Raw genomic sequence first — 19071 nt, 5'->3', positions numbered from 1 at the left:
AGGTCAGGTTGGGTTGAAGCGGGTGCGTGGGCTGGGGCACCATGCAGGGTGTGAAAATCAACATCAAACCTGCCCTCCCTGTCCTCGCAGTGGCCCTCGCTGCCACGATCGGGGGATGCTCCGCCACCGGCGGTGCACCCCGCCCCACCGCGGAGGGCGAGCTGGCCGGTGGCGTCGACACCGAACGCCTCGTTATCGCCATGGTCTCCCACGGTGCGCCGGGGGACACCTACTGGGACCTCGTGCGCAAGGGTGCGGAGGACGCCGCGCGCAAAGACAACGTCGAGCTGCGCTACTCCTCCGATCCGGAGGCCCCTAACCAGGCCAACCTGGTGCAATCCGCCATCGACTCCGGCGTGGACGGCATTGCTGTGACCATGCCGAATGCGGGCGCCATTGGGCCTGCCGCCCAGAAGGCCGCCGACGCCGGCATCCCCACCGTGGGGCTTAACGCCGGCATGGACGAGTACCAGAAGTACGGCATGAGCGCCTTCTTCGGCCAAGAGGAAAAGGTCGCCGGGGCCAAGGCTGGCGAGCGTCTTGAGGCCGAGGGCGCCCAGCACGCGTTGTGCGTCATCCACGAGCAGGGAAACTCCTCACAGGAGGCGCGCTGCGCCGGCGTGAAGGAGGGGCTTCGCGGCGGGAAGGTGGACATCCTCTACGTCAACGGCAAGGACCTCACCGCCGCGCAGTCCACCATCAACGCCAAGCTGGCGCAGGATAAGTCCATCGATTGGGTCATGGCCCTACAGGCCTCGGTGGCCATGCGCTCGGCCGCCGCGGTGGCCGATGCCGGCTCCGACGCCAAGGTCGCCACCTTCGACACCAACGCCGAGCTTGTCGACGCCATCGCGGACGGCACCATCCAGTGGGCCGTGGACCAACAGCCCTACATGCAGGGCTATCTCGCCGTCGACGCCCTGTGGCTGGCCCACCGCAACGGCTCCACCCTGGGTGGCGGCAGGCCGGTCTACACCGGGCCGTCCTTCGTGGACTCCTCCAACGTCGACGCCATTTCGGAGGCAGCGAAGGAGGGGCTGCGATGAGCGGGGAGGCGTCGACAAGCGCAGGCGATACCCGCCTGACCCGCCGCAGCGGATTCTCCCGCCTCATCCGCCGCCCGGAGCTGGCCAGCTTGCTCGGCGCGGTGGTGATCTTCGCGCTGTTCATGGCGGTCGCCCCCGCTTTTCGCTCCCTGGAGGCCTTCTCCACCGTGCTCTATGCCAGCTCCACGCTGGGAATTGTGGCCCTGGCGGTGGGGCTTCTCATGATTGGTAACGAGTTCGACCTCTCCTCGGGCGTGGCTGTGACCTCGGCCGCGCTCGTGGCCACGATGCTCAATTACAATTTTCACCTCAACTCTTGGGTGGGCGTGGTCTTGTCGCTCGTGACCGCGCTGGCCATCGGGGCGCTGAATGGCGTGCTGGTCACCCGCACCAAGATTGACTCCTTCCTCATCACGCTCGCCGCCTTCCTCATGCTGCAGGGGCTTAACCTGGCGATTACCAAGCTGGTGACCGGCCAGGTGGCCACCCCCACCGTCGCGGATATGGAAGGTTTTCCCTCCGCGCGCGTGGTTTTTGCCGGCACCGTGCACGTGGGATCGCTGAGCATTCGCGCCACGGTGCTGTGGTGGCTCCTGTTCGTGGCACTTGCCTCGTGGGTGCTGTACAAGACGCGCTGGGGCAACTGGATTTTCGCCGTCGGCGGTGACGACGATTCCGCCCGGGCCGTCGGCGTGCCCGTGCGCCGGGTCAAGGTGGCGCTGTTCATGCTCGTTGGCTTCGCCGCGTGGTTCGTAGGCATGCACACGCTCTTCGCCTTCGACTCTATCCAGGCCGGCCAGGGAATTGGCAACGAGTTCCTCTACATCATCGCTGCGGTCATCGGCGGCTGCTCCATGACCGGCGGGCGTGGCACGGCGGTGGGCACCGCCATCGGCGCGCTCATCTTCGGCATGACCAACCAGGGCATCGTGTACGCGGGCTGGAACCCGGATTGGTTCAAGTTCTTCCTCGGTGCCATGCTGCTTTTCGCGGTGCTCACCAACACCTCGGTGGCCAACTTCACGAGGAGGCGATAGGCATGATTGAGCTGCACGAGATTACCCAGACCTTCGGCAACTTCCAGGCCCTGCGCGGCATCAACCTCAGCGTGCGTGAGGGCACTGTCACCTGCGTGCTGGGGGATAACGGCGCGGGCAAGTCCACGCTGATCAAGATTCTTGCGGGGCTGACCCCGCCCACGGGTGGCACCATTACCGTCGATGGGGAAGAGGTGCACTTTGCTAGCCCGCGCGACTCCCTGGATGCCGGCATTGCCACCGTTTACCAGGACTTGGCGCTGGTGCCGTCGCTGTCGGTGTGGCGCAACTTCTTCTTAGGTCAGGAGCTCACCGGCGCCTTGGGCCGCCTGCGGGAGGAGGAGATGAAGAAGATTACGCACGAGCAATTGTCCAGCATGGGCATTGTGCTTGGCGACGTCTCCGTAGAACTCTCCGCCCTCTCCGGCGGCCAGCGCCAGGTGGTCGCCATCGCGCGCGCCATCTACTTCGGGGCGCGCTACATCATCCTGGACGAGCCCACCGCCGCCCTCGGCGTGAAGCAGTCCGGCATGGTGCTGCGCTTTATCGACGCCGCCCGCGAGCGCGGGATGGGCGTGGTGTTCATTACGCACAACCCGCAGCACGCGTACCTGGTGGGGGACCACTTCGTGGTGCTGACGGTGGGCGAGGCGACTGTCGACGCCGCCAAGGAGGACGTCACCCTGCCAGAGCTGACCCAGTGGATGGCAGGCGGCGACGAGCTGGAGGAGCTCAAGCAGGAGCTGGCGCGGTAGGCGGCGGTAGGATTAGGCCCCATGAGTGGCATAAGCGTGGGCACCGACCTAGTGCACATTCCGTCCTTTGCCCAGCAGCTGGCCACCCCAGGCACGCGCTTTGAGCAGGTCTTTAGCGCCTCCGAGCTGCGCGTGGCCCAGGCTCGCGGATTAGACGGTCAGGCCCGAGCGCGGCACCTAGCCGGGCGCTGGGCGGCCAAAGAGGCCTTCATCAAAGCTTGGTCGCAGGCGCTGTATGGCAGCGCGCCGGTGGTGGGCGAGGAGGACGTCGACTGGGCAGAGATCGAAGTCCAGCCCGATGGGTGGGGGCGCGTGGCCCTCACGCTGCGCGGGGACATAGCGCGCGGTGCTGAGCGCTCGCTGGGGGAGTATTCCACCGCGCTATCAATCAGCCACGACGGCGACTACGCCACCGCCACGGTCATTCTTACTTGTCGAGAGCTTTGAGCACGCGGGCCACGTGGCCGGTGGCCTTGACGTTGTACATGGCCTGGCCAATCGTGCCATCGGCCTCCACGAGGAACGTGGAGCGGATAACGCCCTGGACCACCTTGCCGTAATTCTTCTTCTCACCAAAGGCGCCGTAGGCCGTCATGACTTCCTTGTCGGGGTCCGACAGCAGCGGGAAGTTCAACTCGTGGTCCACGCGGAATTTCGCCAGGGCCTCCGGCTTATCCGGAGAGATGCCCACCACGGCGATGTCCATGCCGTTGAGCTGCTCCAGGCTATCGCGGAAGTCGCACGCCTCCTTCGTGCAGCCAGGGGTATTGGCGCGCGGGTAGAAGTAGACCACGACGCGCTGGCCGGCGTAGTCGCTCAGGCTTACGGTGTTGCCGGCATCGTCGCTCAAGGAAAAGGACGGTGCGGAATCTCCCACGGAAAGTCGTTGTGCTTCAGTCATGCTCCCCACCCTACCGTGTGCTCCGGACACGGTAGGTCGCCTTCGCACGGGTGGACATGCGGTGAAGGTGAAGGTCAATGTAGAATGTCGGCGTTAGAGCAAAAACGAAGTCAAAAATCTCAGGAGATATACGTGGCACGCAACATTGATGACATCCAGCGCGACATCGAGCGCACCCGCCGCCAGCTGGCTAGCACCCTGGATGAGCTGGCTGACCGTAGCAAGCCGCAGAACTTCGTGGACGACGCCAAAGGTGCCGCCACCGATAAGCTGCAGGACCGCAACGTGCAGATGGCGCTCGCCGGCGTGGGCGCTGCCGTGGTGGGCCTCATCGCCTTCTCCGTCTTCCGCTCCAAGCGCCGCAAGTCCGACATCAAGGAGCTGCAGCGCCTGCTGGCTGAGCGCCGCTAGGACACCGCGCGCCGGCACGACGCCGCGCACGCACCACCCTGCCTGGGGACTTGTCCCAGGGCAGGGTTCTTTTTGTGTCTTGGGTCATCTGGAGAATTATTGCCTAGCCTATAGAGACTTTGGGTAGCCTTACCTGATTGTGTAGGATGAACCTCCGAACAGAACATCAAACGAAAGTCTGAAGGAGAATTCGTGCTTCACGTGTTGACACCCGGGCCGCGTGCCGGGCGAGTAGTAGGGGCGAGCGTCATGGTGGCGGCACTGGCCGCCGCGCTGGCAAGCTGCGCCTCCAGCAACGACGGTGCCGACGCCGGTGACGATGCGGCCACGGGTACCGAAGGTGCCGTGAGCTTCACAGACCTGGCCGGCCGCCAGGTGGAGCTGGACCACGCACCCGAGCGCGTCATCCTGGGCGAGGGGCGCAGTGTCTTCGCCACCGGCGTCCTCAACAAGGAAGACCCGCTGGACAAGGTCGTGGCTATCGGCTCGGACCTCAAGCAAACCGTCCCGGACTACTACCGCGAGCTGGAAAAGTCCGTTCCCAAGGTCAACGAGCTGCCTGAAATCGGCGGCTTCACCAAGGGCGACGTCAGCGTGGAGGAGCTGATTAGCCTCGACCCGGACCTCATCGTGCTCTCCATGGACCAGTACGAGGCCTCCCAGACTGCCGGGCTCACCGACAAGCTGGACCAGGCCGGTCTCGACTACGCCGTCACGGACTTCCGCGCCAAGCCGCTGGAGAGCACCGCCCCCACCATGGAAATCTTCGCCGATATCTTCGGCCACGAAGAGCGCGCCGACGAGTTCATCGCCGACTGGCAGAAGACTGTGGACCTGGTGAGCGAGCGCGCCCAGAAGGCGCACGACAAGCCCACCGCCTTCGTGTGGCGCGCCGCGGGAGTCTCCGACTGCTGCGGCTCGTGGAACGACTCCAACATCTCCGAGCTGGTCAACGTCGCCGGCGGCTCGAACCTGGCCGACGGCATCATCGACGGCGAATCCGGGGCCCTGACCCCGGAAAAGGTCATCGACGCTGATCCCGACATGATCATCGCCACCGGCGGCGACTGGTCCGCCAAGGTCGATAGCTCGAAGGGACACACTGGCTTCGCGGCCGCCGGCTACGGCATCAGCGACAAGGACGCTCACGACAGCGCCGCCACGCTGGCCAGCGTCCAGCCCGGCTTCGAGGACCTCACCGCCGTCAAGGAACACAACCTCCACGGCCTGTGGCACCAGTTCTACAACTCGCCCTTCAACTACCTGGCACTCCTCCAGATCGCCGCGTGGCTCCACCCGGAGGACTACGCAGACATCGACGTCCAGCAAGAGTGGGCCGATGCCCAAGAGAAGTACTCGCCCGTCCCCGGCGACGGAACCTTCTTTAGCACCAACTAGTTATGAGCATTTCTACGACCACCGCACGCCCGGTTCGCGCTGAGAGCACCACCGATCCCGTGGCCGCCGCCGCGGCGCTTGCCCGCGAGCATTCCCGCGTAACCCGCCGCCGCATTGCCATCGTTGCCGGCCTTATCCTCGTCGCACTCGCCGCCTTCGTCGTCAGCGTCATCGTCGGCGCCATCAACCTCACCCCGGCCGAGGTGCTGCGGGGGATGGTGGACCCAGGGGGCGTCGACAAGCAAACGCGTACCGTCCTGTGGAGCCTGCGCCTGCCCATGGCCGTCATGGCGCTGCTCATCGGGGCCAGCCTGTCGCTCGCCGGCGCGCAGATGCAGACCATCCTGGATAACCCCCTGGCAGAGCCCTTTACCCTCGGCATCTCCGCCGCTGCGGCCTTCGGCGGGGCCAGTGCCATCGTGCTGCGCTGGCAGCTTCTGGCCCAGCCGCAGTTTAACCTCGCGCTTATCGCGTGGCTGTCCGCTGCGGTAGCCACGGCCATCATCGTCGTCGCCGCCGTCATCCGCGGTGCGAAGTCCGAAACGATGGTGCTGCTCGGCATCGGCCTCGTCTTCTTCTTCCAGGCCATGCTCGCACTCATCCAGTACCGCTCCTCCAGCGAGGCGCTCCAGCAAATCGTCTTCTGGTCCATGGGCTCACTCACCCGCGCCAGCTGGCAGGCCAACGCCGTATTAGCGGGGGTGCTCGTGGTGGCGCTGCCCATCCTGGGAGCGCTGTCGTGGCGGCTGACGGCGCTGCGGCTTGGCGACGCCCGCGCCACCGCCCTCGGCATCAACACCTCCCGCCTGCGGGTCATCGTGCTCGTCGTGGTCTCGCTCGTCGCGGCCACCACCGTGGCTTTCGCCGGCATCATCGGCTTCATCGGCCTCGTCGGCCCGCACATCGCGCGCATGCTGGTGGGCGAGGATCAGCGCTACTTCGTGCCTGCCTCCATGGCTGCGGGCGCGGCGGTGATGTGCGCCGCCCACGCTCTCAGCCTCGTGATTAAGCCGGGGCTGGTCATCCCCATCGGCATCGTCACCTCGCTGCTGGGCGTGCCGTTCTTCATCGCCATCGTCATGACCCGGAGGAGGGCATTGTGGACGTAGAACTCACCATCTCCGAACTGTCTGCCGGCTATGGCTCGCACACGGTGGTGGACGGGCTGAGCCTTCCCACCCTGCGCGGCGGGCAGGTGGTGGGGCTGCTGGGGCCGAACGCGTCCGGCAAGACCACCACCATCAAGACGCTGGCCGGCGTGCACCGCGCGCGGGGTGGGGCGGTGGATTTCCGCGTCGACGGCCAGGCCCCGCGTGGACAGCGGCGCCGTCAGCTCGTCGGCTACGTGCCGCAGGGCCTGCCGCACACCGCGGCGCTGCGGGCGTTTGAGACGGTGCTCATTGCGGCGCGTCGGGAAGCGTGCGACGACCCGGTCGCGCGCACCGCCGAGGTCCTGCACTCCATGGGGCTCGACGAGATTGCGCAGCGCTATCTCAACGAGCTCTCCGGCGGCCAGCGCCAGCTCGTCGCCGTGGCGCAGATGCTGGTGGGCACCCCTGGGCTCATGCTTCTCGACGAACCCACCTCCGCCCTCGACCTGCACCGCCAGCTCTTTGTCTTGGGCCGCGTGCGGGCAAAGGCGCGGGAGGAAGGCAGCCTCGCGCTGGTGGCTATACATGACATCAACCTGGCTGCACGCATGTGTGACCAGCTCGTCGTGCTCCACGGCGGCAGCGTCCGCGCGCACGGCACGCCGGGGGAGGTGCTCACGGAGGAACTCCTGCGTGAGGTCTACGGCGTGGAGGCGGACGTGCTGGACCACCGCGGTCAGCCTGTCGTGGCGCTGCGCGAGGTTAGTTAGACTCGGGCCATGTGAGCCGACAATCGCCCGAGAACCTCCTGCTGTACCTCACGCCGGAGGATGAAGAGACCATCCGGGAGGTCTATGCTGCCCTGGCGGAGCGCGGTTTTCCGGTGCAGCACCAGCGCCCGCATATTACGGTGACGTTTGCGCCGGCGCTCGACGTGAAAGTAGTCGACCTTGCCCGCGAGCTGCTGCCGCCGCTTCTGCCCGCGACCTTTCGCCGTGTGGGCACGGTGGTCTTTGGTACCAAGAGTAAGCAGACCGTGGCGTGGCTCCTAGAAACCACAGATGAGCTGGAAACCGCTGCGCGCCGGATAAGTGCCGCCAACCCGGAGGGGAGGGGTCCGCGATGGACGCCGCACCTGACGATGGGGCTGCGGTTGCCGCGGGCCATGATGCCCGACTACATGCGGGCCCTCGACGACATTTCCACCTTCCGGCACAAGGAGTTCTCGGCGCCGCAGGCCGCGTGGTGGCGTCCGAAGACGCAGCAACTCGAAATCCTGGGTTAGGATCGACGAAACCCCTCACCTTGACAGGTGAGGGGTGATATTGTGCGCCATCAGGGACTTGAACCCCGAACCCACTGATTAAGAGTCAGTTGCTCTGCCAATTGAGCTAATGGCGCATTCGTTGTCGTACTAGCTGCTGATTTTCTCAGCGCCTGCCGTGCAACGAGAAGTAACTTTAACACCCTGTGTGGAAAAAGGTAAAATCGCCTGGTGAATGCGCGTTTTCGGGGTATTTGGGCGAAGGGTTGGTGGGGTGTCCGTGCCGCCGGCGATAACGAATCGGTTAAAGCCTGCGATGTTGGTGGTGTCAACTGGTTTCGATGGTGTTGCGCGGGCTAGTCTTAGAGCACTGTCTTGACAACCTTCGTTCAACTCTAACTAGGGGTTTGTGTGCAATCCTTTTTCCCTTCTGCACGTCCCGCAGTAACTCTCTCTCTGCTGGCCCTGCTGACTTCTATGACCACCGCGTGCACCATTGGTGCTTCCGAGGGGCAGGAAGGAGGTGCCCAGCCCGACGCGTCGGTGGAGGCGAGTGCGTCGGCAAGCGCGGCGGCTGAAAAGGCCAAGAAGGCCGAAGAACTGAAGTTCTCCGTGAAGGACGGCGCCAAGGACGTCGACCCCTCCGAGCCCATCAAGGTGACCTCCACCGCGGGCCTCAAGGACGTCACGATGACGAACGAGGTCGGCACCGTGGTGCAGGAAAAGCTATCCGACGACGAAAAGACGTGGACCACGGCCGAGGAGTTGGGCTACAACCACACCTACACCATCGACGCCACTGACAAAGACGGCGTTCACAAGACCATGACCTTCTCGACGCCGCAGGCCGCTGCCGTGTCGGATGTCGCGCTGTCCCCGCTGCCGGGCTCCGAGGTAGGCGTGGGCCAGGTGATTGGCGTGCGTTTTGGCAACTACGTCACCGACCGCAAAGCGGCCGAAGAAGCCATCACGGTGAAGACGGAGCCGGCCGTGGAGGGCGCGTTCTACTGGGTCAACAACCAGGAGGTGCGCTGGCGCCCGAAGGACTTCTGGCAGCCGGGAACCAAGGTTAGCGTCGACGTGGACCTGTACGGGCGCGACCTGGGCGGCGGAGCCTACGGCGGCGAGGACGCCTCGACGAACTTCACGGTTGGTGAGCGCGTCATTGCGCTGATTGATAACAACACCAAGATGATGTCGGTGTTTAAGAACGGCGAGGTGCTGCGCCGCGTGCCGGTGTCCATGGGCACCGACGGCAAGTGGGATACCCCGAACGGCACCTACGTGATCGGCGATGAGTACCCCACCCTGACGATGGACTCCACGACCTTCGGCCTGTCGCTAGCAGCCGGCGGCTACCGGACCAACGTCAACTGGGCCACCCAGATGTCCTACTCCGGCATTTACGTTCACTCGGCGCCGTGGGCGGCGGGCGCGCTGGGCAGCTACAACCAGTCCCACGGCTGCATCAACGTCATGCCTGAGGTGGCTGAGTGGTTCCAGAACACCGTCAAGCGCGGCGACGTGGTCAAGGTGTCCAACACTGGTGGCGAGACGCTCAACCCGCTGGATGGCTTGGGCGATTGGAACATGGACTGGGCCACCTGGTCTGCGGGCAACGCCACGGCTAACCAGTAAGGATTTGCTTAGGCGGGAAGGCCGCGGCGCCGGGAGACGGATTTGTCGAAGGGGATCCAGAACCGGAGAGGGGCCTGGGCGTTCTTCGAGATGCCAATCCGCGGGCCTTGGACCCAGCGGGGCTCTGTCTGGCGCTCGATGAGCTGAATGGGGCTGCCGTTGTCCGCCAGCGTAAATCCCAACGCCTGTCCCAGGTTGCCCGGCCCGCGGGCGAGGTTGTGGAAGTCGGTCTCACCGCGGCGGGCGTAGGCCTTGTCGACGCCGTCGATCACCTCGCCCGCGCGCAGCAAGCAACCCTGACCGGTTCCTTCGGGCGCGCAGACGATGTTGCCGTTCCGGTGGATGCCGTAGGAGGCATAGACGTAGAGATGCCCGGGAGGGCCGAACATGGCCGCGTTGCGCGGGGTGCGCCCGGAAAAGGTATGGGAGGCGGCGTCGCGCTCTCCGAGGTAGGCCTCGACCTCAGTAAGCCGCACTGACACCCCGTTGTGGCTAAGCACCGCGCCGAGCAGCTGCGGGGCTACCACCTCGGCAGAGGCTGAGAAATCAATCATTGCCGCAGTGTAGCGCGATCACCGAATTCCCCGTCAACCTGGTGTGGTTGGCGGGTTTCGTTGTGGCTCTGCGCAGGCGCTTAGCCTGCGCCTGGTGGTTGTTCTGCGGTTAGTCTGGCGAGGGCTTGTTGGTATTCGGGTGTGGCGGTGATTGGTGCTCCCCAGGGTGGGATGTATCCGATGCCGCCGGGCATTCTGAATACGTAGCCTCTTCCTGTGGGTTTGGTTGGGGTCGTCGTCGTTGATGCCGTTGTGATAGGCGCACAGGAAGGTCAGGTTCTTGATGTTGGTAAGCCCGCCTGCTTGCCAGGGGATGATGTGGTGGACCTGGCAGTAGTCAGCCGGCTTGTTACAGCCTGGTCTGGAACAGGTTTGGGTTTCGGCGCACAGGGTGAGGCGTTGTTTCCAGTTTGCGTGGCGTTCAACTCGGTAGGAGTTGATGGGTCCTTCTACTGGGTGGGTAATGGTGGCGTAGCCAATCTCTGCAAACTTGTGGGTGAGGAATTCCGCCCCGGTCATGCGCGCCCCATTGGTGAGTTGCAACTCAATCTCGTCGCCGTCTCCGTTGACAATTTGGTCGAGTTCGTTAAGGGTGACGACGACCTGGGCGTGCACGGCAGGCCTAGTACCGGTGTTACCACCCAGGATGACGGTTTTCGCGGCATCAAGCAGGTTGGTGGGGTTGACGGATTCGAGGGTGCCGCGGATATCGGCGATGACGGTGGGTGTGTCGGTGATGGTGACGGAGTTGGGGCCTTGCTTGCGGTAGGTGAACCGTACCCCGGGTTTGTGTTCGTGTTTCTCTTTAAGTTCTTTGAGGCGTTTTACGGCGACGTCGCGGATTTTGTGGGCTGGTGTGGCGGCCAGGCGGGCGCGCAGGTTCCAGGCGTCGAGTTCTTTCTTTACCCGAGAGGCGTAGGACTCAATCAGGGTGAGGATGCTCAGCCCGTGGGCGTTGTTTTGGGCGGCGGTGCGGGCTTTGCGTTGTTTTCCGGTGAAGCGAGTGGGGCCGAAGTAGATGCGGTGCAGGCGGGCAAGCTCGGCGGCATCACTGGCGTCGGCGCCGAGCGCGCGGAGTTTCTCGGGTGAGCTGGATGCTTTCTCCACTAGCGTCATCCCCGAGTTGCGGTAGTGGAAGTAGGTTTCTAATACCCCCGTGACCACAGAGACTAAAGCAGGGTGAGACACCCCCGCAACCGGAGCAGCAAAAAGCACACGCCGCGCGGCTGGAACATGTCCAAGCTGCGCGGCGTGTGCGTGACTTTGGGGTGGCTGACGGGACTCGAACCCGCGACACCCAGGATCACAACCTGGTGCTCTACCAGCTGAACTACAGCCACCATTGTTGCCTTGAAAAGCAACGAGATACAGGTTAACTCACGCGCTGGGAATTACAAAAACGCCTGGTAGTCGGCGGTAGTGGTGGACTTGAGCTCCTCTGCTTCTTTGGAGGTGGGACCGTTGTCGGTGCGGAATACGCTGCGGCGGTAGAAATCGAGCTCCCGGATGGACTCGATGATGTCTTGCAGCGCGCGGTGCGCCATGCCCTTGTCGGGTTGGTTGAAGTATGCGCGCGGGTGCCAGCGGCGCGCCAGCTCCTTGATGGTGGAGACGTCAATCATGCGGTAGTGCAGTGCGGCATCCAGGCGGGGCATGTAGGCGCGGATAAACGTGCGGTCGGTGGCGATGGAGTTACCGGCAAGGGGGGCGGGATGATTTGGGTCGCAGTGCTTCTGCAGGAGCTTAAGTACTGCGTCCTCCGCTTCCTCAATGGTGGTCGAAGACTGGCGGATTTCTTTGTCCAGGCCGGACTTCGCGTGCATGGCGGTGACGAAGTCATCCATCTCCCCGAGCTGCTCCTCAGAGGCGTGGACAACGAGATCGAGTCCTTCATCGAGGATGTTGAGCTCGGCGTCGGTGACCACTGCGGCGACCTCGACGATGACATGTCGGTCGGGCTCGAGGCCTGTCATCTCCAGGTCGATCCAGACAAGGCGGTCGTTCTTGGCGGGAATTTCACTCATGCACTCCACCATAGTTTCCCTGCAGTTCTCACCGGACGCCGCGGTGGCCGGGGGTAGGCGAGGGGGTGCGCGAACGACGCCGAATCTTTTGTACGACCAATTTTAGGAAGAAAAGATTTGGCTGCGGAGATCTGGTGTGAGCTGGTGGTTTGGGGAGGCGTCGGCAAGCGCGGCGTCCGCGTGTGGAAGATTGATTGGGATTACCGTCACATAACCGGGTTGAGATGCGCCACAATTGATTCAGTCCGCATAGTGACGGCACTCACATTCAAAGAAGGATGGTCACCCACCCATGTCAGGCTTTCTCGACACACTTAACTCCATAATTTGGTCACCAGCGCTGGTCTTCCTCTGCCTGGCCGCCGGCGTCTACTTCACCCTCGTGACCAAGTTCCTGCAGGTCCGGTGCATCCCGGACATGATCAAGCAAATCAAGGACGGCGAAAGTTCGGACGCTGGCGTGTCCTCCTTCCAGTCCCTGATGATTTCCCTGGCCGGCCGCGTGGGCGTGGGCAACATTTCTGGTGTGGCCACCGCCATCGCGTTCGGCGGCCCGGGCGCGGTGTTCTGGATGTGGGCGGTGGCCCTTTTGGGGTCCGCCACGTCGTTTGTGGAATGTACCTTAGCGCAGGTGTACAAGGAGAAGGACCAGGACACCGGCGAGTACCGCGGTGGCCCGGCCTACTACATCGAGAAGGCCTATAAGCACACCAAGGCCGGCCCCTTCATGCTGGTCTACGGCATCGTCTTTGCCATCGCTATGATTCTGGCCACGAGTTACTTCCTCCCCGGTATCCAGGCCAACGGTGTGGCTGCGGCGGTGGACAACGCGTGGGGTATCAGCGTGGGGTGGTCTGCCGTCGTCCTGGCGGGCGTGCTGGCCATCATCATTGTCGGCGGCGTGAAGCGCATTGCCAACTTTGCCTCCCTGGTTGTGCCGTTTATGGCAGGCGCGTACATCCTGTTCGCCATCATCATCCTCTGCGTGAACTTCAGCCAGATTCCGGAGGTCTTCGGCATGATCTTTAAGTCCGCGTTCGGCGCGGAGCAGGCGTTCTCCGGACTGCTGGGCTCTGCCATCATGTGGGGTGTCAAGCGCGGCATCTACTCCAACGAGGCCGGTCAGGGTACCGGCCCGCAGTCCGCGGCGGCTGCGGAGGTGTCCCACCCGGCCAAGCAGGGCTTTGTGCAGGCGTTTGCGGTGTATGTGGACACCCTCTTCGTGTGCTCCGCTACCGCGTTCATCATTATCTCCACCGACATGTACAAGGTCTTTGAAGGCGAGTCCGAGGACGGTGCCGTGCGCTACGCAGGCGCGCTTCCCGACGGCGTCGCGGTCGGCCCCGGCTTTGTCCAGCACGGCCTCGACACCCTGTTGGCCGGTTTCGGCCCGAGCTTCATTGCTATCGCCATCGCGTTCTTCGCCTTCACCACGGTGCTGGCGTACTACTACATGGCGGAGGTCAACCTGACCTACTTCAACCGCTGGATCAAGAACAAGGCCGCGCGCCGCGCGCTGGTGTGGCTTTTGCGCATCCTCTTGGTGGCCTCCGTCGTCATTGGCGCGACGACCACTCCGGGTGCTGCCTGGGCGCTGGGCGATATCGGCGTGGGCGCTACCGCGTGGCTTAACATCATCGCCATCCTTTTCCTCCAGGTCCCGGCGCTCAAGTGCCTCAAGGACTACAGCGAGCAGAAGAAGGCCGGCAAGGACCCGCAGTTCGACCCGGAGGCGCTGGGCATCCAGAACGCCGAGTTTTGGGTGGAGCGCAAGCTCGCGCGCCAGGAGGCCGCGCAGAAGGCCGTCGCCCGCGAGCAATAGCTAGGCCATCTTGGAGTAGAAGCTTCCGATCAGCGGCGCGGCGATGGGGGTGGGCACAATCTTGCCCAGGGTGTTCATTGCCTTGGACAGGGGTCCGGGAACCACGCGGCGCTGGTTGCGGGCCATGGCCTCGAGGGTCTCTTGAGAGCAGGACTCGTAGGTGGTCCACAGGAAGTCCGGTACCACCTTATCCACGATGGACTGCTCTTCTTCCGGGATGACGGCATCGCGCACCGGGCCGGGAGCAAGCAGCGTGCAGGTCACGCCGGAGCCCTTGAGCTCGTAGTGCAGGGCCTCCGTGAACGCGTTGACGCCCGCCTTGGTGAAGACGTAGGTGGCGTTGTTCGGAATCGACACGTTGCCCGCGGCAGAACCAACGTTGCAGATGGCGCCGCTGCGGCGCGTCAGCATCTGCTCTAGTGCCGCGCGGGTCAGCCGGTGCACGGCCTTCGCATTGAGGTCGAACTGGCGGGTCTCGTAGTCCCAGTCTTGGTCCATGAAGGCGCCGAAGCTAGCGATTCCGGCGGAGTTGACGATGATGGAGATCTCCTTGGTGGACATGAATTCGATGACCCGGGAGACGTCGGCAGTCTCGGACAGGTCCGCGGCCAGCGCGATGGCATCCACCTCGTGCTGCGCGCGCAGCTCGGCGACGATGGACTCGAGTACCTCCTGCCGGCGGGCGACGAGGATGACGTTGTAGCCACGCGCAGCCAAGTCGCGGGCCATTGCGGCGCCGATGCCCTGGCTGGCGCCGGTAAGCAGCGCGTAGGAGGTGCGGGTGGGGGCGGGCAGCCCGGGGGAGTGAGCCATGGTGTCAGGCGTCCTTTCTGTCATAGGGAGGTTTCCACCCAGCGTAGAGCACGAGTGGAAAGAAACTCGGGGAAACATAGGGGTAAACACTGATGCTTTCGCCGCCAGGGTTCTGAATAATAGGTGGTGAAAGGAGACAACATGAACAACCAGCGACTGACCCGTTCCACTACTGACACGATGATCGGAGGTGTCTGCGGCGGAATCGCGGAGACCTACGACCTTGACCCCACCTTGGTGCGCATCCTTTTCGTGGTTGCCACCCTGCTGGGCTTTTCCGGCATTCTGCTGTATCTGATCCTCTGGGTCGTTATCCCAGTGGCCTAAACGCTACTGCAGCGGCCCTAGCTCCATGAAGTCCTTCCACGTGCGCCATTCGTCTTGGAGGCGGGGGAGGGCGTCGGCAGGCGTTGCAGTGCCGTGAATGAGTGCGGCGTCCTGCATGCGCACGCCGTAATCGAAGAACAGGGCCGCGTGCCCGGACGCGCCGTAGCGCAGCACCGGCACCAGGTTGAGACCGTCGAAGGAAAGCCGGGCGTTCGGCCGCACGTCGAGCCCCGCGATGGCCGCCAGCGTCGGCGCGATATCCATGGGGGAGACGAGCTCACGCGAGGTGCCTTCCTCGGCCACCCCTGGCCACCACACGGACATCGGGGCCGGCTCGCCCAACAGCGAGCACACCGCGACGACGCCGGACAGGGTCTCGAGCGCGGCTGGGTCTGGCTGCTCTAGGAGCCGGAACACGCGCGCGGACTCGCTGTGGCGCGCGTCTTCCCGCACCTCGAAGCCGGCTTCCGCGAACACATCCGTGATGCGGGTGGTGGCGCCGCGCTGCGGGTACTGGCCGGTGAGCACCCCGCGGCGCGAGGACGCATAGCTTTCCGACGGCGCCCAGGCGTTAGCAAAGCGCACCCCGCGCAGCGCTGCTGCCGGGGCGTGCTCAAACGTGGCTAACGTGATGTCCATACGTGCCCCCAGCAGGACTCGAACCCGCGACACATGGGGTAGAAACCCACTGCTCTAATCCGCTGAGCTATGGAGGCGTACCGAGTCATCATAGCTCACAGGTGGCAGCCGCCTCGAAACGCCTAGATGTGCGCGAGTGGGGTACTGGCCGCGGCGCTGTCGGTGTTCAAGAGTACGTCCACAAACGTGCTGGCCGCCGGGGATAGGGCGTGATCCGCGCGGTGGATGAGCAAGGCCTGCACCGTCGGAAGCGGTTCCTGGACGCGGCGGAAGTGAACGCCGGCTTGGCTGAATGTCTGGGCCGTGTAGGGCATGAGGCTGATGCCGAAGTCCCCGGCGACGAGGGGGAGTGCGGTCTGGAGCGAGGAGACCTCTTGCGTTGAGGTGGGCGCGTACCCGGGATTGGTGGACCACAGGCGCTCGAGGGCATCCGGTAGAGTGCGCAGCTCATGGACCTGCGGCGGCAGCAGCCACGTCTCCTGGGTGAGCGCGGTGAGGCTGAGCGGTTCGGGAAGGTGCGCCAGGCGCTCCGGGAGTGCCACGCACAAGTCGATGTCACAGACGCGGTGGATGGATACCCGGTCGTTGTAACGGTGTGCGAAGGCGGCTGCGTCCGTGGTGAGCACGATGCCGATTTCGACGGAGCCGTCGGTGACGCGGCTGAGCGTGGATGAGGCGTCTAAGTCATTTAAGGAAATGCTTACCTCTGGTGCCTGCATCCGCATGCGACGCAGCGCTTCCGGCATGAACAGCCAGGTGAACTCCGGGGCGCAGGAGACCGTGACGGAGCCGGCGGTGCCGGCCGCCATCTCCGCCAGGCGCGTCTCCGCCGAGTTGAGCAGGGCGTCGATCGAGGTGGCGATTCCATAGAGGTAGTCACCGGCCTCTGTGGTCTTTACTCCACCGCGACCGCGGGAGAGGAGCTTGACCTTGAGGTGTTCCTCTAGCCTGCGCACGGAAAGGCTGAGTGAAGGCTGTGTTAATTGCAACTGTTCCGCGGCATGCGTAAAGGACCCATGGTCAACGACCGTCCGGAAATACTGCAGCTGGCGGGAGTCCATAAGGGCATATTACCCGATTGCTGAATCTTTGCTGCTATTTAGGTAAGAATCTAAGGCTGGCGGTAGACTGCCCCTTATGCACGAAGAAAAAGATAACTCCAGCTCACGGGCCCCGAAGGAGGCTGTGGCGCAGCCCTCGCACGCGCCTTCTAGGGCCAAGTCTTCCCGCCTTCTCTATCTCTTTTTCCTCGTTTTTGCCGGACTTGTCGGCGGCGTCATTTCCCTGTTCTTCCTCGCGGATTCCCTTGCCGCGTTGGGAATCCCGGATCCTGGTCGCCTCACCACCTTTGGCCTGCCCTTCTTCCGTGCCGTCGCCTGGATGCTCATGGCCTTGTCCGTGGGTTCCTTCATGGCCAGCGCGTTGCTGATTTACCCCGCCGTGCCGGAGGGGGATAACGAGCGGCTGAATAAGGCACGCCTGACTGTCGACGGTCACCTGGCCGCCCGCACCGGCGCATGGGCTGCGCTTGGTGCCGGCGTGGTGTCGTTGCTGGAGGTCCCACTGGTGATGTCGGACCTGACCGGCACGCCGCTGGGGCAGGTCCTCAACTCGGAGCTCATGGGCATGGCGGTGGGCCAGATTGCGGCGTCGCAAGTCTGGCTCGTCACCGCCGTCATTGCGGCCGTCGTGGCAGTGGTGGGCTTCGCCGCCCGCTCGTGGTCCGGTCAGGTCGTGGCTTTCTTCCTGTCGCTGCTGCTCACCGTGCCGTTGGGCTTGGAGGGCCACTCCGCAGCCGGCGGCGACCATGACTACGGCACCAACTCGCTGCTGCTGCACCTCCTGTTCATCATGCTGTGGGTAGGCGGCCTCATGGGGCTCATCGCGCACGGCCGGCGCCTCGGCCCCGACATGGGCGTGGCGGTGCGCCGCTATTCGAGCGTGGCCCTTTTCTCCATCGTCGGGCTCGCAGCTACGGGCGTGGTCAATGCGCTGATCCGCGTAGAGCTGGCAGACCTGTTTGCTACGCGCTACGGCCTGCTCGTACTCGCCAAGTTCGTGTTCACCGTGGTGCTTGCCGCCATCGGCTTCGTCCACCGCCGCGTGACCATCCCGCAGCTGGAGCGCTCCTCGCGTCTGTTTGTCCGCGTCGCTGTGGTGGAGGTTCTCATCATGGCCGCCACCGTGGGCGTGGCCATCTCGATGGGTCGCACCCCGCCCCCGCCGCCGCGCGATCCGAACCTGAACTCCATGCAGATCTTGCTGGGCTACGAGCTTTTCGACGCCCCCAGCTACACCAACGTGTGGACCATGTTCCGCTTTGACCTCATGTTCGGCACCCTGGGGCTGGTCCTCGCTGCCTTCTACCTGTACGCCGTGTGGCGTCTCAAGCGCCGCGGGCTTACCTGGGCGGCGTCGCGAACCGCGTGGTTCCTGCTCGGTGCGCTGGGTATGACCTTCATCATGAGCAATGGCATCGGCCTGTACATGCCGGCGCTGTACTCCATGCACATGCTGGTCCACATGATCCTCTCCATGGCCATCCCGCTCTGCTTGGTGCTGGGCGCGCCGGTCACGCTGGTGATGGAGGCCTTCGAACCGGGGGCTCCGGGCAAGCCCACGCTTCACGACGCCGCCGTGGCACTCACCAAGTCACGCATCCTCCGCGTGCTCACACATCCGGCTGTCAACCTGGTGCAGTTCCTCGGCTTCCTGTACGTGCTCTACCTCTTCCCGAACTTCTACGACCTGGCGATTTCGGAGCATGCCGGGCACGTCATTATGAACTGGGTGTTTTTGATTTCGGGCTACATCTACTACTGGGAGGTGATCGGTCCAGACCCGCTGCCGTGGCGCGCGCCCACGGGCATCCGGCTGCTCATCATCTTCGCCTCGATGCCCCTGCACCTGTTTGCCGGCGTGTACCTGATGCAGATGCAAACCATCCTGGGTCTGGACTTTTATCAGTCCCTGGAGCTGCCGTGGAACCCGGACTTTGTCACGGACCAGCGCACGGGCGGCGGCATTGCGTGGGGCTTCGGCCAATTCCCGCTGGTGGTGGTCTTTGGCAAGCTGTTCATTGATTGGCTGCGGGAGGACCGCGCCCTGGCTCGCCGCCACGACGCCAAGGCCGACATTGATGGTGACGCGGACTTGGAGCGCTACAACGCCATGCTCAAGCAGATGAGTGAAGGCGACGAGACGGGCTTCCGTCAGCAGTAGTAGTCCTTTGTCCGTGTAACGGGTGTGACAACCAGCCTGGGGAAACGGGGTTCTAGTTGACGTCTTCAACTAGTTATCCACAGGCTGGCGCGCGGGGCATTGTGGGTTCCGCAGAAGGCGGCGAAGATG

At 64.1% G+C, this 19071-nt stretch carries 20 protein-coding genes and 3 tRNA genes; 13 read left to right on the top strand and 10 right to left on the bottom strand.

Translation table 11 applies throughout. The annotated features are described in order from the left end of the window. Positions 1–56 precede the first annotated feature (56 nt). From ACKFR8_RS06490 to ACKFR8_RS06475, 4 genes are read left to right on the top strand one after another with little or no spacing between them, the layout of a single operon-like run. Positions 57–1046, top strand: coding sequence for a substrate-binding domain-containing protein (locus ACKFR8_RS06490; protein WP_408931000.1), 990 nt, complete (start codon positions 57–59; stop codon positions 1044–1046). Further along, positions 1043–2083, top strand: a complete 1041-nt coding sequence (locus tag ACKFR8_RS06485) for an ABC transporter permease (protein WP_306508003.1) — start codon at positions 1043–1045, stop codon at positions 2081–2083. Before ACKFR8_RS06490 ends, ACKFR8_RS06485 begins: the two co-directional genes overlap by 4 nt. A gap of 2 nt (positions 2084–2085) precedes the next feature. Further along, positions 2086–2838 (top strand): ATP-binding cassette domain-containing protein, encoded by a 753-nt coding sequence (locus tag ACKFR8_RS06480; protein ID WP_306508004.1) that lies wholly within the window; start codon positions 2086–2088, stop codon positions 2836–2838. 21 nt (positions 2839–2859) lie between these two features. Next, complete coding sequence (locus tag ACKFR8_RS06475) at positions 2860–3285, top strand: holo-ACP synthase AcpS (protein WP_408930953.1); 426 nt, start codon at positions 2860–2862, stop codon at positions 3283–3285. Here the strand turns inward: ACKFR8_RS06475 and bcp are convergent. Beyond that, positions 3266–3739, bottom strand: coding sequence for a thioredoxin-dependent thiol peroxidase (gene bcp / locus ACKFR8_RS06470; protein WP_408930952.1), 474 nt, complete (start codon positions 3737–3739; stop codon positions 3266–3268). The genes ACKFR8_RS06475 and bcp overlap by 20 nt on opposite strands. A gap of 132 nt (positions 3740–3871) precedes the next feature. Here bcp and ACKFR8_RS06465 point away from each other — a divergent pair, with 132 nt between their 5' ends. The 5 genes from ACKFR8_RS06465 (at position 3872) to ACKFR8_RS06445 (ending at position 7924) form a co-directional block, all read left to right on the top strand. Continuing rightward, positions 3872–4150, top strand: coding sequence for a DUF3618 domain-containing protein (locus tag ACKFR8_RS06465; RefSeq protein WP_296133015.1), 279 nt, complete (start codon positions 3872–3874; stop codon positions 4148–4150). A gap of 249 nt (positions 4151–4399) precedes the next feature. Beyond that, complete coding sequence (locus tag ACKFR8_RS06460) at positions 4400–5548, top strand: ABC transporter substrate-binding protein (protein ID WP_296133042.1); 1149 nt, start codon at positions 4400–4402, stop codon at positions 5546–5548. 2 nt (positions 5549–5550) lie between these two features. After that, positions 5551–6657: a FecCD family ABC transporter permease gene (locus ACKFR8_RS06455; RefSeq protein ID WP_296133014.1), complete on the top strand. Its 1107-nt coding sequence runs from the start codon at positions 5551–5553 to the stop codon at positions 6655–6657. Continuing rightward, positions 6648–7409 (top strand): ABC transporter ATP-binding protein, encoded by a 762-nt coding sequence (locus tag ACKFR8_RS06450; RefSeq protein WP_296133013.1) that lies wholly within the window; start codon positions 6648–6650, stop codon positions 7407–7409. The genes ACKFR8_RS06455 and ACKFR8_RS06450 overlap by 10 nt, the downstream gene beginning before the upstream one ends. Positions 7410–7420: 11 nt before the next feature. Continuing rightward, entirely contained in the window at positions 7421–7924 is a 504-nt protein-coding gene (locus ACKFR8_RS06445; RefSeq protein ID WP_408930951.1) for a 2'-5' RNA ligase family protein, read from the top strand. 43 nt (positions 7925–7967) lie between these two features. Here ACKFR8_RS06445 and ACKFR8_RS06440 read toward each other — a convergent pair. After that, positions 7968–8040, bottom strand: a tRNA-Lys gene (locus tag ACKFR8_RS06440). 274 nt (positions 8041–8314) lie between these two features. Here ACKFR8_RS06440 and ACKFR8_RS06435 point away from each other — a divergent pair. After that, positions 8315–9541: a L,D-transpeptidase gene (locus ACKFR8_RS06435; protein WP_408930950.1), complete on the top strand. Its 1227-nt coding sequence runs from the start codon at positions 8315–8317 to the stop codon at positions 9539–9541. A gap of 8 nt (positions 9542–9549) precedes the next feature. On the opposite strand, the gene ACKFR8_RS06430 is transcribed toward ACKFR8_RS06435, so the two are convergent. The 4 genes from ACKFR8_RS06430 to orn all read right to left on the bottom strand — a co-directional run bounded on the left by ACKFR8_RS06430 (position 9550) and on the right by orn (position 12119). After that, a complete protein-coding gene (locus ACKFR8_RS06430) occupies positions 9550–10095 on the bottom strand; it encodes a DNA-3-methyladenine glycosylase (protein ID WP_408930949.1) in 546 nt (181 codons plus the stop codon). Between the two features lie 33 nt (positions 10096–10128). Continuing rightward, the gene (locus ACKFR8_RS06425; RefSeq protein WP_408930948.1) at positions 10129–11202 is read right to left on the bottom strand and encodes an HNH endonuclease signature motif containing protein; all 1074 of its coding nucleotides are present in this window, start codon (positions 11200–11202) and stop codon (positions 10129–10131) included. 157 nt (positions 11203–11359) lie between these two features. Next, positions 11360–11435 (bottom strand) — tRNA-His (locus ACKFR8_RS06420). 51 nt (positions 11436–11486) lie between these two features. After that, complete coding sequence (orn, locus tag ACKFR8_RS06415) at positions 11487–12119, bottom strand: oligoribonuclease (RefSeq protein ID WP_408930947.1); 633 nt, start codon at positions 12117–12119, stop codon at positions 11487–11489. 292 nt (positions 12120–12411) lie between these two features. Between orn and ACKFR8_RS06410 the strand changes: the two genes are divergently transcribed. Beyond that, the gene (locus tag ACKFR8_RS06410; protein ID WP_408930946.1) at positions 12412–13941 is read left to right on the top strand and encodes an alanine/glycine:cation symporter family protein; all 1530 of its coding nucleotides are present in this window, start codon (positions 12412–12414) and stop codon (positions 13939–13941) included. Here the strand turns inward: ACKFR8_RS06410 and cmrA are convergent, their stop codons facing one another. Beyond that, positions 13942–14754, bottom strand: coding sequence for a mycolate reductase (gene cmrA, locus ACKFR8_RS06405; RefSeq protein WP_408930945.1), 813 nt, complete (start codon positions 14752–14754; stop codon positions 13942–13944). Between the two features lie 141 nt (positions 14755–14895). Here cmrA and ACKFR8_RS06400 point away from each other — a divergent pair, with 141 nt between their 5' ends. Then, a complete protein-coding gene (locus ACKFR8_RS06400) occupies positions 14896–15081 on the top strand; it encodes a PspC domain-containing protein (RefSeq protein ID WP_408930944.1) in 186 nt (61 codons plus the stop codon). Positions 15082–15084: 3 nt separating this feature from the next. On the opposite strand, the gene ACKFR8_RS06395 is transcribed toward ACKFR8_RS06400, so the two are convergent. The 3 genes from ACKFR8_RS06395 to ACKFR8_RS06385 all read right to left on the bottom strand — a co-directional run bounded on the left by ACKFR8_RS06395 (position 15085) and on the right by ACKFR8_RS06385 (position 16781). Further along, positions 15085–15720 carry a hypothetical protein gene (locus tag ACKFR8_RS06395; protein WP_408930943.1) on the bottom strand — a complete coding sequence of 212 codons (636 nt, stop codon included), beginning with the start codon at positions 15718–15720 and terminating at the stop codon, positions 15085–15087. Positions 15721–15723: 3 nt separating this feature from the next. Next, a tRNA-Arg gene (locus tag ACKFR8_RS06390) sits at positions 15724–15797 on the bottom strand. A gap of 45 nt (positions 15798–15842) precedes the next feature. Next, on the bottom strand, positions 15843–16781 hold the full coding sequence (locus tag ACKFR8_RS06385) for a LysR family transcriptional regulator (RefSeq protein WP_408930942.1): 939 nt from the start codon (positions 16779–16781) through the stop codon (positions 15843–15845). Positions 16782–16857: 76 nt separating this feature from the next. On the opposite strand from ACKFR8_RS06385, the gene ACKFR8_RS06380 reads away from it, so the two are divergent. Continuing rightward, positions 16858–18942: a cytochrome c oxidase assembly protein gene (locus tag ACKFR8_RS06380; RefSeq protein ID WP_408930941.1), complete on the top strand. Its 2085-nt coding sequence runs from the start codon at positions 16858–16860 to the stop codon at positions 18940–18942. The last annotated feature ends 129 nt before the right edge of the window (positions 18943–19071 follow it).

It is taken from the genome of Corynebacterium axilliensis, from assembly GCF_046097495.1.
Lineage (GTDB): Bacteria > Actinomycetota > Actinomycetes > Mycobacteriales > Mycobacteriaceae > Corynebacterium.
This window is presented reverse-complemented; position numbering and strand designations above follow the sequence as displayed.

Excerpts from the sequence above, each read along its gene's own strand:
- ACKFR8_RS06385 (WP_408930942.1), bottom strand. The coding sequence starts at position 16,781 with ATGGACTCCCGCCAGCTGCAGTATTTCCGGACGGTCGTTGACCATGGG.
- ACKFR8_RS06455 (WP_296133014.1), top strand. The coding sequence starts at position 5,551 with ATGAGCATTTCTACGACCACCGCACGCCCGGTTCGCGCTGAGAGCACC.
- cmrA (WP_408930945.1), bottom strand. The coding sequence starts at position 14,754 with ATGGCTCACTCCCCCGGGCTGCCCGCCCCCACCCGCACCTCCTACGCG.
- bcp (WP_408930952.1), bottom strand. The coding sequence starts at position 3,739 with ATGACTGAAGCACAACGACTTTCCGTGGGAGATTCCGCACCGTCCTTT.
- ACKFR8_RS06395 (WP_408930943.1), bottom strand. The coding sequence starts at position 15,720 with ATGGACATCACGTTAGCCACGTTTGAGCACGCCCCGGCAGCAGCGCTG.
- ACKFR8_RS06410 (WP_408930946.1), top strand. The coding sequence starts at position 12,412 with ATGTCAGGCTTTCTCGACACACTTAACTCCATAATTTGGTCACCAGCG.
- ACKFR8_RS06400 (WP_408930944.1), top strand. The coding sequence starts at position 14,896 with ATGAACAACCAGCGACTGACCCGTTCCACTACTGACACGATGATCGGA.
- ACKFR8_RS06430 (WP_408930949.1), bottom strand. The coding sequence starts at position 10,095 with ATGATTGATTTCTCAGCCTCTGCCGAGGTGGTAGCCCCGCAGCTGCTC.
- ACKFR8_RS06475 (WP_408930953.1), top strand. The coding sequence starts at position 2,860 with ATGAGTGGCATAAGCGTGGGCACCGACCTAGTGCACATTCCGTCCTTT.
- ACKFR8_RS06380 (WP_408930941.1), top strand. The coding sequence starts at position 16,858 with ATGCACGAAGAAAAAGATAACTCCAGCTCACGGGCCCCGAAGGAGGCT.
- orn (WP_408930947.1), bottom strand. The coding sequence starts at position 12,119 with ATGAGTGAAATTCCCGCCAAGAACGACCGCCTTGTCTGGATCGACCTG.
- ACKFR8_RS06485 (WP_306508003.1), top strand. The coding sequence starts at position 1,043 with ATGAGCGGGGAGGCGTCGACAAGCGCAGGCGATACCCGCCTGACCCGC.
- ACKFR8_RS06460 (WP_296133042.1), top strand. The coding sequence starts at position 4,400 with ATGGTGGCGGCACTGGCCGCCGCGCTGGCAAGCTGCGCCTCCAGCAAC.
- ACKFR8_RS06480 (WP_306508004.1), top strand. The coding sequence starts at position 2,086 with ATGATTGAGCTGCACGAGATTACCCAGACCTTCGGCAACTTCCAGGCC.